Annotated in this window: 17 protein-coding genes and 1 pseudogene; 5 read left to right on the top strand and 13 right to left on the bottom strand. The window is 39.2% G+C overall.

What is annotated here, in order from left to right; genetic code table 11:
- Positions 1 to 100: 100 nt before the first annotated feature.
- From MUO15_RS00650 to MUO15_RS00620, 7 genes and pseudogenes are all read right to left on the bottom strand, one after another.
- A pseudogene (locus tag MUO15_RS00650) lies at positions 101 to 579 on the bottom strand (DsrE/DsrF/DrsH-like family protein).
- A gap of 133 nt (positions 580 to 712) precedes the next feature.
- Positions 713 to 973, bottom strand: coding sequence for a metal-sensitive transcriptional regulator (locus MUO15_RS00645; protein WP_245032635.1), 261 nt, complete (start codon positions 971 to 973; stop codon positions 713 to 715).
- 530 nt (positions 974 to 1503) lie between these two features.
- Positions 1504 to 1821, bottom strand: coding sequence for a YnfA family protein (locus MUO15_RS00640; protein WP_245032633.1), 318 nt, complete (start codon positions 1819 to 1821; stop codon positions 1504 to 1506).
- Between the two features lie 255 nt (positions 1822 to 2076).
- Positions 2077 to 3537: an aldehyde dehydrogenase family protein gene (locus MUO15_RS00635; protein ID WP_245032631.1), complete on the bottom strand. Its 1461-nt coding sequence runs from the start codon at positions 3535 to 3537 to the stop codon at positions 2077 to 2079.
- A 61-nt stretch (positions 3538 to 3598) separates the two neighbouring features.
- Positions 3599 to 4528, bottom strand: coding sequence for an NADP-dependent oxidoreductase (locus MUO15_RS00630; RefSeq protein ID WP_245032629.1), 930 nt, complete (start codon positions 4526 to 4528; stop codon positions 3599 to 3601).
- A gap of 259 nt (positions 4529 to 4787) precedes the next feature.
- On the bottom strand, positions 4788 to 5471 hold the full coding sequence (locus tag MUO15_RS00625) for a type 1 glutamine amidotransferase domain-containing protein (RefSeq protein ID WP_245032628.1): 684 nt from the start codon (positions 5469 to 5471) through the stop codon (positions 4788 to 4790).
- A 48-nt stretch (positions 5472 to 5519) separates the two neighbouring features.
- Positions 5520 to 6647 carry an NADH:flavin oxidoreductase gene (locus MUO15_RS00620; RefSeq protein ID WP_245032627.1) on the bottom strand — a complete coding sequence of 376 codons (1128 nt, stop codon included), beginning with the start codon at positions 6645 to 6647 and terminating at the stop codon, positions 5520 to 5522.
- 271 nt (positions 6648 to 6918) lie between these two features.
- On the opposite strand from MUO15_RS00620, the gene cdaS reads away from it, so the two are divergent.
- The 3 genes from cdaS to MUO15_RS00605 all read left to right on the top strand — a co-directional run bounded on the left by cdaS (position 6919) and on the right by MUO15_RS00605 (position 9625).
- Positions 6919 to 7542: a sporulation-specific diadenylate cyclase CdaS gene (cdaS, locus tag MUO15_RS00615; protein ID WP_245032625.1), complete on the top strand. Its 624-nt coding sequence runs from the start codon at positions 6919 to 6921 to the stop codon at positions 7540 to 7542.
- Between the two features lie 82 nt (positions 7543 to 7624).
- A complete protein-coding gene (locus MUO15_RS00610) occupies positions 7625 to 8977 on the top strand; it encodes a glycoside hydrolase family 18 protein (protein ID WP_245032624.1) in 1353 nt (450 codons plus the stop codon).
- Between the two features lie 495 nt (positions 8978 to 9472).
- Positions 9473 to 9625: a hypothetical protein gene (locus MUO15_RS00605; RefSeq protein WP_245032622.1), complete on the top strand. Its 153-nt coding sequence runs from the start codon at positions 9473 to 9475 to the stop codon at positions 9623 to 9625.
- A gap of 95 nt (positions 9626 to 9720) precedes the next feature.
- Here the strand turns inward: MUO15_RS00605 and MUO15_RS00600 are convergent, their stop codons facing one another.
- Positions 9721 to 10302: a YdhK family protein gene (locus MUO15_RS00600; RefSeq protein WP_245032620.1), complete on the bottom strand. Its 582-nt coding sequence runs from the start codon at positions 10300 to 10302 to the stop codon at positions 9721 to 9723.
- 300 nt (positions 10303 to 10602) lie between these two features.
- Between MUO15_RS00600 and MUO15_RS00595 the strand changes: the two genes are divergently transcribed.
- On the top strand, positions 10603 to 11088 hold the full coding sequence (locus tag MUO15_RS00595; RefSeq protein WP_245032618.1) for a spore coat protein: 486 nt from the start codon (positions 10603 to 10605) through the stop codon (positions 11086 to 11088).
- Between the two features lie 209 nt (positions 11089 to 11297).
- On the opposite strand, the gene MUO15_RS21575 is transcribed toward MUO15_RS00595, so the two are convergent.
- The 3 genes from MUO15_RS21575 to MUO15_RS00585 all read right to left on the bottom strand — a co-directional run bounded on the left by MUO15_RS21575 (position 11298) and on the right by MUO15_RS00585 (position 13415).
- Positions 11298 to 11552: a Na+/H+ antiporter NhaC family protein gene (locus tag MUO15_RS21575; RefSeq protein ID WP_256464158.1), complete on the bottom strand. Its 255-nt coding sequence runs from the start codon at positions 11550 to 11552 to the stop codon at positions 11298 to 11300.
- On the bottom strand, positions 11542 to 12843 hold the full coding sequence (locus MUO15_RS21570; protein WP_256464157.1) for a Na+/H+ antiporter NhaC family protein: 1302 nt from the start codon (positions 12841 to 12843) through the stop codon (positions 11542 to 11544). Before MUO15_RS21570 ends, MUO15_RS21575 begins: the two co-directional genes overlap by 11 nt.
- A 227-nt stretch (positions 12844 to 13070) precedes the next feature.
- On the bottom strand, positions 13071 to 13415 hold the full coding sequence (locus MUO15_RS00585) for a four-helix bundle copper-binding protein (RefSeq protein WP_245032616.1): 345 nt from the start codon (positions 13413 to 13415) through the stop codon (positions 13071 to 13073).
- Between the two features lie 444 nt (positions 13416 to 13859).
- Here MUO15_RS00585 and MUO15_RS00580 point away from each other — a divergent pair, with 444 nt between their 5' ends.
- Positions 13860 to 14072 (top strand): hypothetical protein, encoded by a 213-nt coding sequence (locus tag MUO15_RS00580; protein WP_245032614.1) that lies wholly within the window; start codon positions 13860 to 13862, stop codon positions 14070 to 14072.
- A gap of 295 nt (positions 14073 to 14367) precedes the next feature.
- Here the strand turns inward: MUO15_RS00580 and MUO15_RS00575 are convergent, their stop codons facing one another.
- Both MUO15_RS00575 and MUO15_RS00570 read right to left on the bottom strand, forming a co-directional pair.
- The gene (locus tag MUO15_RS00575; RefSeq protein ID WP_245032612.1) at positions 14368 to 14967 is read right to left on the bottom strand and encodes a zinc dependent phospholipase C family protein; all 600 of its coding nucleotides are present in this window, start codon (positions 14965 to 14967) and stop codon (positions 14368 to 14370) included.
- Between the two features lie 150 nt (positions 14968 to 15117).
- Positions 15118 to 17049, bottom strand: a complete 1932-nt coding sequence (locus MUO15_RS00570) for a copper resistance CopC/CopD family protein (RefSeq protein WP_256464156.1) — start codon at positions 17047 to 17049, stop codon at positions 15118 to 15120.
- Between the last annotated feature and the right edge of the window lie 35 nt (positions 17050 to 17084).

The raw sequence follows: 17084 nt of genomic DNA, 5'->3' as shown, positions 1-17084 counted from the left end.
TTATGCCTCCTTTCATTCCCCATATACAATTACCTGTATAGGTATAAGGTAAACAAAAAATACACCCTTACGTTACTCTTTGCTTTCCAATGCAATTTTATTAAATAAACAAGTTCGTGCTAGCCTCTTCCGCATCACCGATATAGGCGGCGACACCTCCATACTCAAGATCATCCATTAATTCTTCCTTATGGATGCCCAATAGATCCATCGTCATTGTACAGGCCACTAATTTCACATCTTGCTCTTGAGCCAATTCCATTAATTGTGGTAATGGCATAGCATTATGCTTTTTGATAACATGCTTGATCATTTTAGGACCCATACCAGCAAAATTCATCTTTGACATCCCTAGTTTGTTTGCCCCCTGGGCATCACCCGACCAAAAGCTTTCTCAAGCCAACCCTTCTTCGTCGATATCGCTTGCTCTTTCTTCAGGGTATTCACCCCCCAAAATGTAAAGAAGATTGTCACTTTATGACCATAAGCAGCAGCACCATTGGCAATGATAAAGGCAGCCATTGCCTTATCTAAATCACCGCTGAATAATACAATGGTTGTTCTCTTTTGTTCCTCCATTAGATTCTACCTCCCTGCAGTTTTATATATACATATACATCTATGGGTATGATAACAAATAAAAATAAAAAGCAATAATCATATGCTTTTATTTTTCCTCCTTAATTATAGAAGGGTTAAATGGAAAAGTTTTTTATCTACTTTTAACTAATAACTCAACTGCTTCTTGAACCATCTTAGATGTGTCCTCTCCCTTAGCAGTTTGTTCTTGAACACATTGTTCTAAATTTTGAGAAACGATAAATGCGATGGTACGATCAACGGCACCCCTTACTGCAGAAAGTTGACTGATGATGTCTTTGCATTCTTTTTCTTCCTCCATCATTTTGTGCACACCACGTACTTGTCCCTCTACCCGTTTTAATCGGTGTTTCATTTCTGGTGAGAATTCCATGTAAAAATGCCTCCTTTTATCGTCTTTGTTATACCCTACTGTGTAGTGTAATAAATAATACAAAAGTTGTCTAGATTTATGCTTTTAATCCTGAGACTGGAGCTTTCCCATTCTCCCTTTTTCCATCTACGACTCTTTTTGGACCGGTTATAATCAGTTGAACAAACAGAAATGCCTCCAAGACTAGGTATGGAGGCGTACAAATAGTGATTATGTTGGTGACATAAAAGAGAATCCTCATGAGGGGGGCCACGTGTGCTGGACCATCACATAACCGATATCTTTATTCTGTAGTTGAGATTCAACGTTTCTTAGTAATGTCTGACACTCTTGAATTGTTAAATTCTCCGTGACTACAGCATAACGGAGAGGGCATTCTAACCATTTGTAACACTCCATACGTAGAAAAGTAGCTCGCAAATTTTATATATTCTTTGGTATTCCCTTTACGTATCAAGATCCAAGCTACAAGGGTAGCACCAGGGAAAACGCGGATTTACAACGATAAGCATTTTTAAAGATAGTGTAAGTTAATTACGAGGCCACAACATCACTGACACCCCAACCAGACATATTGCTGCGCCAATCCAATCATATGTATCCGGTGTTTTTTTATCAATTCCCCATCCCCAAAGTACAGATAATATAATAAAAACTCCTCCATAGGCTGCATATACTCTCCCAAAAGATGGGAAGGTTTGAAACGCAGCTATGACTCCATACATAGCTAAGGATAAGCCACCTATTATCCCAAAATAAAAAGGTTTTCCTTCTCTTAGCCAAAGCCAGATAAGATAGCCACCACCGATTTCAGCTAATCCAGCTAAGAGAAATAATATAATCGTCATAATACCTCACCCTTTTTTAACTGTATTGTGGAAGATCAAAGGGATAAACTCAATAATTCCTTATCAATAGGGTGTACCCAATTGCTGCTTTATATCACAAACGGGCATTAGCGGGAAAGACACATCACTTCCCAAAGCAATCTTGCACTCTATTTAAACACTTCCGTCAAAGTTAAATTAAATGACAAAATAAGACCACATTCTTTGCATGGAATGTGGTCTTTAGCATGTTTTCATTTTTTCTAAACCTAGCCATCAATCAAAATAAGGGCCGTAATCGCGTTTTTCGTGTTGGACAGATACCCATTGCACAGTCGTGAATTCTTCAAGAATCCAATCCCCATTAAATCGACCAAGGCCTGACTCTTTTTCCCCGCCAAACGGGACGTGGGACTCGTCATTAATCGATTGATCATTGACATGAACCATACCGGTATGGAGTCTTCTAGCGATGTTTACCCCGTGTTCTAATGAACCAGAATGTACGGCACCGCTTAAGCCATATGGTGAATCGTTGGCGATGTCAACGGCCTCGTCTTCATCTTTATATGAAATAATCGGAGCGACCGGGCCAAAAATTTCATTTTTAGCGATTGGCATATCATTCGTTACATTCACGAGAACCGTTGGCTCAAGAATATTTCCATTGACGTCTCCGCCCAAAACTTTATGGGCACCCTGGTTAATGCTTGATTCGAGGTCCTCTAGAATGCCTTTCAGTTGACCACTATTAATCACCGGCCCGACATTGGTCTTAGCATCATCTGGATCGCCGACTTTAAGGTTACTTACTTTATTTTTGAAGGCCTCAACAAACTCATCATACCTTGATTCGGGAACTAGAATGCGGTTGGCGGCGATACACACCTGCCCTTGGTGCAAAAACTTGCCGAAAACGGCTGATTCCACCGCTTCTTCAATTTTCGCATTTTCAAGCATGATGAAGACATTGTTTCCACCAAGTTCCAGTGCTGTTTTCTTTAAGGTTCGGCCAGCTAATTCTCCAATATGACGGCCGACGTCTGTTGAACCAGTAAAGGAAATAAACGATGGAATCGGATGCGTCACCATATGGTCGCCAATTTCAGACCCCCGACCAACGACAACATTAAGCAAACCGCCGGGTAGTCCTGCCTCTTCAAACAATTTAGCAATTAATAGCCCGCCGGTGACAGGTGTTTCAGTCGCTGGTTTGATCACAACGCCGTTACCCGTTGCTATAGCCGCCGCGACAGACCGCATGGTCAAATGCAATGGGAAATTCCACGGGCTAATGACACCGATAACCCCAAGGGGCCCGCGATACACCCGGTTTTCTTTCCCAGCTGTTTTAGAGGGGGCAATCAATCCTGTCATACGCAATGGATAACCGGCCGCTTCTCTAATGTCGCTATACGCCGCTTGAAATTCGACCATCGATTTAATCCTTGTACTGCCAGACTCTTTAACTAACCAGTTAATAATCTCTTCCTGATTCTCGAGCATCAGATTTGCCGCTTTCTCGAGAATTTTTTGCCTAGCCTGTGGTAATGCTTGTGCCCATTCTTTTTGAACTTTTTGTGCGGATTCATAAGCTTCATTTAGATCTTCAGCTGTTCCCCCTTGAATCTCAACAATCGTCTCTCGTGTATAGGGATTGATATCCGTAACGGTTCTATCACTCGTTCCTTCTCGCCACTCTCCGGAAATATATAGGTTGCTAAAGTCTGAAAACATATTATTTCACTCCTTTGTCCTGAAAAAAGTGAGGGTTGATCGTAAGTACTCTTTCCTTACCTTACCCAACACGGAGGACGATTTTTCCTTTGGCATGATGTGTTTCACTTAATCGATGGGCTTCTTGAATTTCCTCTAGTTTCATCACTGTCCCCACATTTGCGCGGATCTTTCCTTGTTCAATCAGTTCACCGATCTTGGCAAGCTGTTCACCATCAGGTTCAAGGAAAACATAGCCGGCTTTCACCTTTTTCGCTTTGGCCAATTCTTGATCGGGCTGGCCAGCAATTGAAACCAGAATACCTTCTTCTTTTAAAACATCATAACTTTGCGTTTGAATGTCACCGGCCAGCGTATCAAAAACAATGTCTATATCCTGAAGGACTTGTGTGAAATCTTCACTTTCATAATCGATGACCTTATCGGCCCCGAGTGATTTAACAAAATCAACATTCTTCGTGCTACAGGTGGTCGCCACCCAAGCACCGAATGCTTTCGCCAACTGGATAGCAAAACTGCCAACCCCGCCTGCTCCCGCGTGAATCAACACCCGATCGCCTTCTTTGATATTAGCGAAGTCAACAAGACATTGCCATGATGTGAGTCCAACAAGCGGGATTGATGCGGCCTCTTCAAAGGAAAGATGGACCGGTTTTTTAGCAACAAGGCTTTCATCAACAGCCACATATTCCGCGTAGGTTCCATTACGTGTAATATCCGGTCGAGAAAACACTTTGTCGCCGACCTTGAACGCTGTCACGTTTTGGCCGACTTCTTTAACAATACCGGCAGCATCAAGCCCTAAAATAACTGGAAAATTGTACGGAATCATCTCTTTGAGATAGCCTTCACGGATTTTCCAGTCAACCGGATTGACCGAAGTCGCAACCACTTCAATCAAGACATCATTGTCTTTTAGCTCGGGTTGATCAACCTCCGTATATTTTAATTGTTCAGCACTCCCGTAATCATCAATAATCACTGCTTTCATTGTCAGTCCTCCTGGTGAGTTTACTTAATTGTTTAGATGGTTGATGATGTCTACATTCTATTGTTCAATATCAAATTGCTTATAATTTAATAGACCGTTACTTCATTGAAAAAAACACCTATAAAACCAAGTGCCGACTTTACTACCAAAAATCCCGTTGATCATAAGATAAAACAAACTTATATGCCTGTCCGTTCAGAAGGAGTCCGTTCTTGAATAACTGAGGTGATGTCGAGCATAACAAACTTTCACCTTTTTATTACTTCTTTCCTTTTTCAAGTGCTTTAACTAATTCTTCTCCCATGAGTTCAGAAGAGAACGGGTCTCGACTTGTTACAATTTGATTGTCTGCCCATACAGCATGAGCTTTTTGGTTAAGATCACCTTTATCATAATTTGCGATTTCCGTCATTTCTTGTTCAAGGCTGAAAGGAAGAATATCCAATAACCCTTCTGGTTCGATTTCATCGGGATAACCAGTTACTTTCTTGCCTGCAATGATGCTTTCTCCATTTGGGCGTGTTGTCCAAATCAGCGGAGCTGGCCCATGACACTCCGCAGCGACTATCCCGTCATAATCATAAATCGTATTAATAATACGATGTAAATCCTCATTTTTTGCAAGGTCATACATTGCACCATGACCTCCAATGACTAAAACTACATCATAATCTGTTGGATTTAATTCTGAGAGTTTTTGCGTTTCATCTGCTTTCCCTGATTCATATAGGGCCCTATATGTCCCTTCAGGATCATATTCTTCACTAATACTTACTTGATCAATGTCAGGTTTTCCCCCAAGAGGTGAGGCTAAATCAACTTGATGACCAGCTTTTTCTAGCAATTCCATGGGTGCAAATAATTCCTCACCCCACCAGCCTGTTTCGTAGTTATTTTCCCCATCTTTATATCCACTTGACAATACTGCTAACACTTTTGCCATTTTGTATTCCTCCTAAGCTAACATTACAGTGAAAATCACCGTCTATCCTTAGGTTTCAAAACCTTTAATTTTTGCATCAGGACTTAACACTTTTTCTGGCTCAAATTCTTTTAAAGACTCATTGTTTTTAACTTTCTTTACCCAATCCCTATTTGCAAGAGCACCGCGGCCTAAAGTAACAACATCTGCATCTCCATTTTCAATAATCTCTTTTGCCTTTTCTGGGTCATGCAGACCTCCATTTGCAATGACAGGTAATTCCCCATATTTTTTTGCTAATCCAGCAAGTGTTGGACCTCCATCACCAAATGCGGAATCCGTTGCCTCCGTACCTTCTCCTTCTGGAAAAGCAGGTTGCCAAGCTTCATATTCCGTTACATGAATATAGTCTAATCCAGCATCTCCTAATTGGCTGAAGATAATTTCAGCATCTTTTCCTTTGTTCGCCCACTTATGGGAAAAGTCATTTACTTTCCCTTGAGAAATACGTATGCCAACTGTAAAATCCTGACCAACAGTTTCACGAACTGCCTTTGAAACTTCAACTGATAATCTAACACGGTTTTCTGTTGAACCACCATATTCATCTGTACGTTGATTTGTGTAATCCGTTAGGAATTGGTCAAGTATATAACCATTGGCTCCATGGATTTCAATTCCATCAAAACCAGCATCTTTCGCCCGTTTTGATCCATCAACGAATCCTTTTACGATCTCTTCAATGTCTTCTTTTGATGCCTCTTTTGGTAAAGGGAATGCCCCTTCACCGCCATAGAAGTTCATCTGCTCCCCCTTTGGTTGAACTGAGGAAGGTCCTAGGGATCCCTTTGTGAACCGGTTACCTTGTGACAAAGCACCAGCATGCATCAACTGAACGATGATTTGACCTCCTTCTTGATGAACCGCATCTGTAACCCTTTTCCATGCATTTACTTGTTCAGCATCGATAATACCAGGTTGATTAAAGTAACCCTGACTGTATTTGTTATCTGGGTAGACCCCTTCCGTTATAATAAGCCCAAAACCTCCACGAGCAAACTTTGAATAATAAGAGACCATTTGGTCAGTAACTAGACCTTCCGATGTTCCACTTGTCCGTGTCATAGGAGCAACCCCTACACGATTCTCTAGCTTCGCACTTCCCAACTCTATTGGATTGAATAAGTTTGATGTCATGTAAATATCCCCTTTCTTTATAAACGTTGCTTATTATGCACTCCAGAAACAAAACCATTCCTAATAAGACTATTTCGGATTATATACCCCCTATTGTGAATCCGTCTAAAAAAATGCTTGTATTGTTGGACAACTATTCTTTATTTGAAGGGCTTCAGAACAAGTTAGTAGCGAAGTGCTGCCGGGATTGTTAGAAAAAGTGTTTAAAAAGCATATTACTTATAAGAAAGTGGAAAGATAATGTGACAAAAATGAAGGCAGGTGTAAACAAATGGCCACTGAGGAACCGGATCTTTCTGGACCAGTAAAACAACATTTAAAGAAATATTTACATCAAATCACAACGGAAATTGATCATTTGCTTATCACTATTGAGGATAAGGACTGTTGTATCTTAGATGAATTTGAACAAGTTCATGGTGTATTCAATAACCTGCACATGACGGCATCTTCCTACTATTTAACAGCTTATTTATCACCTTTCACAGATAGTTATCAAGCATTATCAACAGCGATTCAGCACCTTTCCGAACGTAAACATGGTGCGTTAATAGCGGTTCAGAGAAAAGAACCACTCTCATCATTGATGCATTCCGGTATCCCGGTCGGTGGATCCGTTTCATATGCCTTACTGGAGTCTGTTTTTTATCCGGGCAGCCCTCTCCATGATGGTGCTGTTTTAATAGAAGATAATTCAATCATATCAGCTGGAAATGTACTGCCTCTCTCACGACAGACTACCGGTAGGGAAAACTTTGGGACACGGCATAGAGCAGCAATTGGATTATCTGAACGAAGTGATGCACTGGTACTCGTTGTCTCGGAGGAAACGGGCAGGGTCTCTTTTGCATTGGAAGGAAAACTATACCCTGTTCACCAAAGTGGATTGATCTAAAAATTATGATCTTCTAAGTAGAAAAAATAAGCGGGGATTAAGGCCATAAAAATTATCAAAACATGAAAGGTGTTAAAAAAAATTGCTGTATAAAATTTCGATCTGTATCCTATCCTTTATTTTCGTTTTAAACTCAGCGAACCCTGTTTTTGCATCTGTGATTTACGTTGTAAAACATGGTGATACCGCTAAGGAAATTGCTTCCAAGTACAATGTAGGTGTTGATGATATCACTAAGACCAATGGTTTACGAAATATAAATAAATTGTCACCTGGACAATCGTTACTCATTCAGGGAGACACCTATATCGTTGAAAAAGGAGATAGTCTGTGGAAAATCGCTCAAAGACACCAACTAACTGTTTCACAATTAATAAAGAGAAACAGTTTGAAGTCAAATCGGATTATTCCCGGACAACACCTTGCCATTCCCGGTCCCTCAAACCGGCCAAATATCATGATTGGAGCTTTTGCGTATCCTTCATCGATCTTAATGAATGAAGACAAGAGTAATATAGAACAAAAACTAAAATTTCTCTCCAGTATTGCAGCCTTTGAGTATCATCCAGACTATAACGGTCAATTAAGTGATTTACCACACATGGAAACGTTCAAAAATCGCCTTTGGAAACGCAATATAACTCCTTATGCAACGGTTACAAACCTGTCTCCTTCTAAAGGCTTTGATGAACAGCTTGCCCATCATTTGCTTTCAAACAAACAGGCAAGGCACAACTTGACTGAAAACATATACAAGGTTCTAAACAAGTATGACCTGAAAGGAGTCGTCATTGACTTTGAAGGTTTAAAGCAAAAGGACAAGTCATTATTTAATCAATTTATAAAAGAATTAAGCAACAGACTTCATCCTGTAGGAATGGAGGTAGCTCTTGCCGTTCCACCATTGAGTGGTCCGAACACACCAAGTTGGAACGCTGCCTATGACTATCAAACACTGGGCCAACATGCTGACTTTCTATTTTTAATGACTTATGATTGGCATTGGCTTGGTGGGAAACCCGGTCCGATAGCACCTATTAGTAGTATAAGAAAGACTCTAAATTATGCCACATCTGTCATTTCCAATGAAAAAATCATTTTGGGTATACCACTTTATGCTTACGATTGGCCTTTATCAGATAAGAATGTTGAAGCAGAAGCTTATTCACAACGGTATGCTTTAGAGAAGGCAATTGAACATGGCAGCGTGATTCATTATGATCATAGGTCAGGTGCCCCGTGGTTTAGATATACAGATGAAAACGGTGTTCGTCATGAAGTGTGGTTTGAGGATGCAAGAAGTCTTTTGGCCAAATACCGATTAGCCAAAAAATATAACCTTCACGGTGTAGGAGGGTGGCAAATAGAGTTTAATTTTCCACAAGGGGAACAGATTCTCAAAGAAGAATTTACTATTAGCAAAACCGTTGAATAACTAGTAGTGGAAACTACTCATTAAATTGAATATAAGTCAAATGAATCACGAAGACGTCATATTTTAAACTTATAGGCTGAATCCTGAAAGCAAATTAATAATAAAAGACTTTAAAATAAATGGAAAACCATAGGTCTGAGTCAAATCTTCAAGCTTTTTATGAGTCGGGGTAGCTTCAGGAAATTAATGATTTTACAACATTAAGGAAGTTCAAAAAAAGCCTAATTCATCATACCACGGGGATCCAATTCTCCACCGGGGTGCTTAGTGTCACTTTCCTTCTTCCTGTGCTTCTTTATCTATTGCCGGTAGGTACCTTCCTTTGAATGGTCTTATCCGGCATAGAAGACAATTTTGACTACGTAATTTAAATAGTAATTAATAACCTTAATATTTTATTTTGCATGTACAGGGTGTACTCAAGTTGAACACTTTGAGTAACAGGAGAGAAGGAAGGACCTGTAGCAATTTTGATTTATCAGGGGAGGTTACAAAATGAAGAAGATTCCTTCCTTCTCTGAAGTTATTATACCGGATCATATGTTCCCTTCGTTTAAAAATCCGAAATTTGGGGTGGAGAAATATTATATTCCCCTTGAAGGGATCTTCAACAATTTTTTAATAAAATTAGGAGATTTACGCTGGTAAACGGGTGGTTAAAAGTTCTTCTGAACTTAAAAGAGCTCACCCCTTTAAGGATAAGCTCTTTTGATGGATTTAGCATATATCGTCTTATTAAAACTTTATTTAGTCGATAATTCACTTCTTGTTACCCATTTATGATTGGTCACTTTTTCCCCACCGGTAGTTGGAGTATAAGTAATCATATATACAGTTGTTTGTTTGGCTGATTCGATTTCAGCCGTTGCACCCTCCATTCCTTTCATATGTGATGCATTTAGTGTTACCTCTGTTCCGGGTTCCAAAGGCTCTTCACCAGCGTTCTTTATTTCTTCATGTATGACCCATTTATGATCTTCTACTCTTTCACCGCCTGTGGTAGGGGTGTAGGAAACAACATAAGCAGTAGTAGTATAGGCACCAGTAATGGTTGCTTCAGCACCCTCCATTCCTTTCATGTGGCCTTCTTCGATGATGACTTGACTTCCTACCTCATAGGTCGGGTTCTCTGCTGCAGCCAAATCCTCAGGAACTTCACCCGAACTTGAATGGTTCATGCCCGAATGTTCATCAGAACTAGATTCAGTGTTTGTGTTCTCCTCATTTTCTTCCGATCTCTTTTCTTCATTATTACCGGCACACGCGGCTAGTAAGAATGCAGAGATGAGTAAAGTGATTGCCACCATTATTTTCCTGCTTTTCATCTTTATCCTCCTTCAAAAATTGGCTTAAGTATATAATACCCCCCTATAGTATATAAGTCAATTGTTTAATCGGTAGGATTTATGCCTGGGGATCTCCCACAGGAGTCCTTATTTCATTAGGAAATATTTCTAGCCCCGTTATTGGGTCTTGATGTCCTTAAGTACAGTAATTGTTGCCACCATTGCAAAACTTTTAAAGTTTAGAAAAGCTAAAATAAACGACTGATATCTTCCCCACATTTATTGTTTCTTTCTCATACGGTAATAAGTAGATGACGTTATTTTGGGGAAGATATCCTGATGGCTGAACATCTGTCAACCCATGAAGGAATGCTTAGTAAGCTAAAATATTACCATAATGAGGTAACAAATGCTGAATTAAAGCAAATCATTGATCTTCAAATCGAGGTAATTCACGTTAAAGTGATGTTAATGCTGATCAATCCGTATCAAAACGGATATATCGAAGTCCCATCCCTCGAATCCTTTACAGGGGATCAGTATCGTCCAGAAGAAGCATGGGGACAAAATACATTAAACAATAAATCGATTGCTTTAGAAGCACGGGCTGGAACAAAGTCTATGGCAGATAACAACTTTGTCTCTGCTTTAATGATGAAGAATCCTAATGTTCGACGTGCACATATTGAGATGGCACTGCAAGCTGCATTACAGGAAAGATATGGTGAACTTATCAAAAGAATGGGTTGGGCATTTGTACCGCATGTATCTGTTCAGGATCAAATCGATACGTACCAGCATTTACAGCACATATTAAATAAGTAAAAGCCAGTTCCTTTTCACAGGTACTGGCTTCATAATTTACTCAGTAATATTGTTTACTTCACATCCATTCCACTTATTTGAGAATAATGAGTTGGCCAGGTGTAGTGCCAACCCAGAGCCTACGCACAAGGATATTAAAACACTTACTGACTGTGCATCAATTTGTGGAATTGCATGAGTCTGCCTGGATGGTTTTCCATGTTTTTTACTCAAGTGATAAAAAAGGGCACTACGATAAATAGGCCTGCTGCTAATGATGCGGCTATGAGGTTGTAAGGTGTCATCGCTCGAACATACTTCATGTGGTCAGCCCCTGCTGCACCAGCAGACATTGCTGTCATGCCTGACACTGGTGAGGTAACATCACCAAACGTACCTCCAGATAAAACTGCAGCTACCGCAAGAGGGATACTACCCCAGTCGCCACTGCAAGTGGAATAGCAATAGGCATCATTAAGGCCCACGCCCCCAAGAAGAACCAATAAAATAAGTTACAGATCCAGACACTATGAACACTATCACTGGCACCCATACAGGCGTCAGTGCTCCGCCCAAGGTGATTTGAATCAGATCCGTTAGCCCGAGGTCCTGGGATACATCAGATATCGGCCATGCAACTGCTAATATAACAATGGTTGTCATTAGCTTATTTCCGCCTTTAATAAACTTATCAGTCATTTCTTTTAATTTAATCCCCTGAATTAGATATAATGCTGCCGTAAACATCACTGTAATGAATAACGCTAAGAACATGGATCTTGAAGGGTTAGCTGCGGTGAATATTTCAATAATACTTTGACCTTCAGCCTCCTTTTGACCACTCCACCATATCAAATAAAAGCTCAAGGGGATTAACACAAAAATCGGAAGTAAAAGATTAAACAATCGGGGTTTTAAGGATGCTTCGCCTATACCCATATCCATTTGCTCCATATCCCCTTTTGAAGTAACACCCATTTGGTCTTTGGAAGTGTCCGACTTATCCGTGTTTCCAAGTTCTTTGGACATTTCCATAGAACGGGCGGTCGATAAAGAGGGATTCCCTTGATTACGAGATTTAGCATCGTCTCCTTGGGATGATTGGATCATTTGTTTCATTTTCCCAAAATTCCATCCAACAATCACAGAAAGCAATGCTATGGCAACCGATGTAAAGCTAAAGAACTGAAAAGGGATACTGGCTAAAAAAAGCTGAAAAGCCGAACCTTCAACCCCTGCAGCATCCATGCCTTTTCCTAATACTCCAAGGATATAACCGATATAAGTAGTGGCAACAGGAATTAACACAATAACAGGACTAGCCGAATTATTTAACATATACGCTAAACGCTCCCTAGAAACCGAGAATTTTTCAGCCAAGGGTTTCATAATTGACCCTGTAGCCACCACACGAAACCCACAGTCAATAAAGGTTATAGGTAGTAAAAGCCACGAAACAATTAATGTCTTCTTTGCATTATTAATGTAATTTTCCATGAAACGTGCAAAAGCCTGCACACCCCCTGAAAGTTGGATAAGCGCCACTAAACCACTGAACACAAATAAAAAAAGGAGGATATCAAGGTTACCTGGATCAGACAAAACACCCACAATATACTCCACGGTTTGAGAAATAGATCCGAGAAAGGAACCGGTTATTATAAAACTACCTACCCATAAACCGATCAACAAGGAAGGAATCACTTGCTTTGTCCAGGTTGCTAATGCAATGGCAATAATAGAAGGAACGATAGAAAGCCATAATGAGTAATCCATAATTGTTTCACCTCGCAACTTTTGATTCTGTGCTCACTAGCACAACTTTCCAATTCATCTATGCCCTTATTAAAATTGACTATACCTCCCCTTGGTTAGCCAATCTCGTCAATCTTTTCGTCACTGACTGGAGTTTCACTTTATACTCTACAATTATAAAAACTTTTTAATGAATACTAGTAGAGTGTCGGGAAACGTTTCCCGACACTCTACTTAGCAGTTAAAAATCAACCAGCCATTTTACGGCATTCTTCTGCACATTGCCGGCAGATTTTTGCGCATTCTTGGCAATGCGTGTCTTTTAACTGCTCACATTCTTCTGCACATTGCTCACAAATCGTTGCACATAGGCTGCACAATTGGGGTGAAAATGCACTGTTACGCGACATATACTGTACTGATTGATTACAAATCTCAGCGCAGTCATTTAATGTTTGAATACATTTAACCCTTGTTTGTACATCAGGTTCTTGCAAGCAAGCTGTCAGACATTCTTCACATGCTCTTAGGCATTGAAAACAAGCTTCAATACATGTATCCATGTTTGACGGTGATGTTGGTAATACTCCCATTTTAATACCTCCTTATCCCTAATACTTTAACCATTCTCCACATATCAATACTGAATCAATCGGCTGAATTATCTGCACTAAATCTGCAAAATTATCAATTATATTGTTAGTGAGAAACAATGAAGGAGGTCAGACATCAGTAGAAGTGTTTTAGCCACCCTTACATTAAACACTCGTTCTAATAATAAAGACAAATCCCCCCAAAAAGTGAAAGTAGCGCTAGAAAACCGACAATCCAATATATATCCGAAAGATGATCTCTCGTTTAAGGAATTCAACTCCTCTGTAGATAACCAGTCAGTTTAATGGGTATGGGAAGGTAATTAAGTTATATGTATAGAATTAAACCGTGTAGGGGTATTTTCCAACCATCTAATAGTGATTTTTTATAAGGGGGAAACATGTTTCAAGTAGTTAACTTTATATAGGGGAGGAGGTGTGAGCATGGACTTCTTAGTACAGAATGCCTTATCCATCCTAATCACACTTACCACAATAATTTTCGCTTTAACAGTCCTTAAATTTACAAGGGCAGCTCGAAGTCTTGCAAAACTTGTGATCTCCTATGGAGTAATCCTTTTTATCCTCGTGTTTATAATGGATGTTACGTCAGAGTATGTTAAGTTAGGAGTTATTCCTATAGTGACAGGGGGATAATATTACTAGCGCTAATTTATGAATAAAGGGATGTATTATAAATACTAATCCAAGTCAAAAAGTTGATGAATGTGTATTGTGAAAGACTTAGGGAAAACGATATTTTTTTGTCTGCGGTCCATTGCTTCTATTTTATCTATTCAGTGGTTATCGCCTTCCAACCTTCAGTTATATCCCACATCCTAAAATAAGTGGAATTCTTGTTATTTTCTCCAATAAATTTATAATTCTATTGATGAAACAACTTATACATAGGTTTACGATTCTTGTCAAATATAGCTTTGTTATGAAAACTTTATTTCCCCCTATTTGTCACCCTTTGCAGAAACCTTATTATTAAATAAACAGTTGCCAAAACAAGTAGGATGTTATTGACTATATTAAACTCTTTACCATAGTAATCCGGATTCCAGTATGAAATGGGGCCTCGTATAATTAAATCACTCAAAGGATATAAAATGGGTGTAGCATCCGTTGCATGGGTTAATAGGTCTGTAAGGATATGTCCTGACCACCCCAATAAAAAAGCCTTAAGTGGAGAAAGCTTAAAACCCATTCTCCAATATACCAGACCTGAAAGAACGGTCCAAACGAACAAGGAATGTCCAGTAAATCGTAAAATCTCTACAATGGGATGCTGAAACATTTCTAAAATAAAGTCATGTAATTGAGTCAAAGCCATGTTTGAACTATCTGAAGGAAATCCAAACATTGGCATCTTAAATAGATCTAGCAATAAAGAAAGGGTTAGTATTTCCTTCTGTACACCTAAATACAGAAACATCACAAAATAGATAATATCTGGTGCAATTGAACCTATGACAAACCACTTAACCAGTTGCCTTTTTTTTCGAAAGATAAAATATGTCCAGAAGCCATGGTGTATTGTATTCATAAAGCACCCCCTATCGATTTATTATTTGATACAAATACAAACCTCTGTATCATGGAAGAAACTTAGATCGGTTGTTATGTTCAGTAATTTATTTGAGGAGTAATATTTAACCAAACAAGTTTCTCCACTACAGGGGCAAATATCTTTTAGTCAAATGGAAGTATTTTCGCTTTGATTACGTACTTCCCCAGGCACCACAATCGTGTATGGTAACCGAACCTCTTTCCCATTTTCCATCAGAACTTTCACTTTCATATTAATCGTTCCAGCACCATGTAGTAAATTTCCGGTCAATTTATATATTCCTTTCCCAACTTGAAACGCATTATTTTCAACTTGCCATGTAGGTGGCATACTCAGTTCGACTTTCACATTTCTAATTTTAGGGTTTTCTTTGAATTCTAACGTAATGGTATTTAACCCCATCTCTAGCGGAGTAATTTCAACATTCAAATCCAAATTATTTGGTGCTTCTGGTGTTTCCCTATAAACTCCTTGTTCAGCTGCACTAGGGTTAGCCGCAACTAAAGATGCCGCAAAAAAGAAAATGATGAGCCCATATACTGCTTCTATTCTAACTCTTTTGAAAAAGGAAAACGTAAATTTGGAACTAAGTTGCTTAACCGTTTTTCGTTGGACATATCCTATTATGATTAATAAAAAGAACAGTACTGTCTTAATTAGTAAAGACCTACCCCATTCGCTTTCTAAAAAACTTTCTAATGAAGTAGAGGGCAGAAACTCGACCGTCATCCAGATACCAGTAAATAGGATGACACTAACACTTATCATGGCCCAGTTAGAAAAAGTGGGACCGACTCTTTGTAGCCATTCCTTTCTTTCTAGATGTTTCGGTTTGGCAATGAGTGAAAAAAGTCCCCCCATCCAAATGGCTACTGCAATAATATGAAAAGCAGTCATGATCATAGTAATGTAACCGCCGTAACGTGGATAAGAGGCATGACCAATGATAAAGGGCCATAATATTAAGGCTATACCGAATAATATTAAACGCATCTTTTTTATCCACATACCTAGGGAGAGGAGAATAATCTGTAAAATAGGTATCCATGTGAACTTTAACAATAAAAATTCTTTTATTGCTAATTCGGGAAGATCCAATCTATGATGAACAATTAGTAAAGTCATTCCTACTAGGCTGACTAGATAAAATAGAAGCTGTGTGCTCTTTTGCAGGGTTTTTTTAAGCCTATTTTTTAGGAGGATTGAATAAAACCATGATATTCCGAACAAAATTGTTAACCCAATAAACGTTAACCAGTAGGCTAATTGCTTAAGTCCAATGGAGAAACTGAGAGTATCCCAGTCAAAATCACCCGTATTTTCGGGTGTCATCGAAGAAAACTTGTCAACCGCAAAATAAAAGACACCTTGTTTGTTATTTAGAACGGTCTGCATTTCTTTATTAGTCGGTGAAGCACTCCAAGTTAATTGATAAGTCCCAGGGGAAAGTGTGTTTGAAATTGGAACAGATATGTGCCTAGGGTTATCCGAATCGACCTGTGGTCTTTTCGTTCCAACGGGCTGATATCGACTATTAAAAATGCCAATGGCTCTTACTTCAACTGGTTGATTGAACCATAATTCTATTTGTCCCGGGGGCCCTTTGTGTATTTCTCCATCAGAAACATTTGATTTAACTAGTTTTAATTCCTCAGATTCAGACTTTGCTGCATTACTAATCGAAAATCTAAACTCCTCCTCAATGATAAACCCATCTTGAGCAATTACGTTAATTTTTACTGTGAACTCTCCAGGTGCTAATTCTTTATCTAATTTTGTAATAACATGCCCTGCATCTTTAGGATCTTGTTCAGACTTTAAAACAGGGACTTCTTTACCCTTTGAATTGATCACCTTGATAGAACCCTCGTGAATAACGACGGGGTCTTGAAACCAAACCTCAATCGTTGAAGGTGGTCCCTCCAAAACTTCCCCCCCTTTGGGGAACGTTTCTTCTAGTGAAGAATGGGCTCCTGCAGGTGAGGCATAGGCAAATAATAAAAAGAAGAACAAAATAAAGTAAGACAATATACATGTCCGTAAAGTAAATCCATTCATAGTAATCTACAGCTGCCTTTCTAGCTCTTTTCTAA

The sequence above is a fragment of the Halobacillus amylolyticus genome (assembly GCF_022921115.1).
Classification (GTDB): Bacteria; Bacillota; Bacilli; order Bacillales; family Halobacillaceae; genus Halobacillus_A; species Halobacillus_A amylolyticus.
This window is presented reverse-complemented; position numbering and strand designations above follow the sequence as displayed.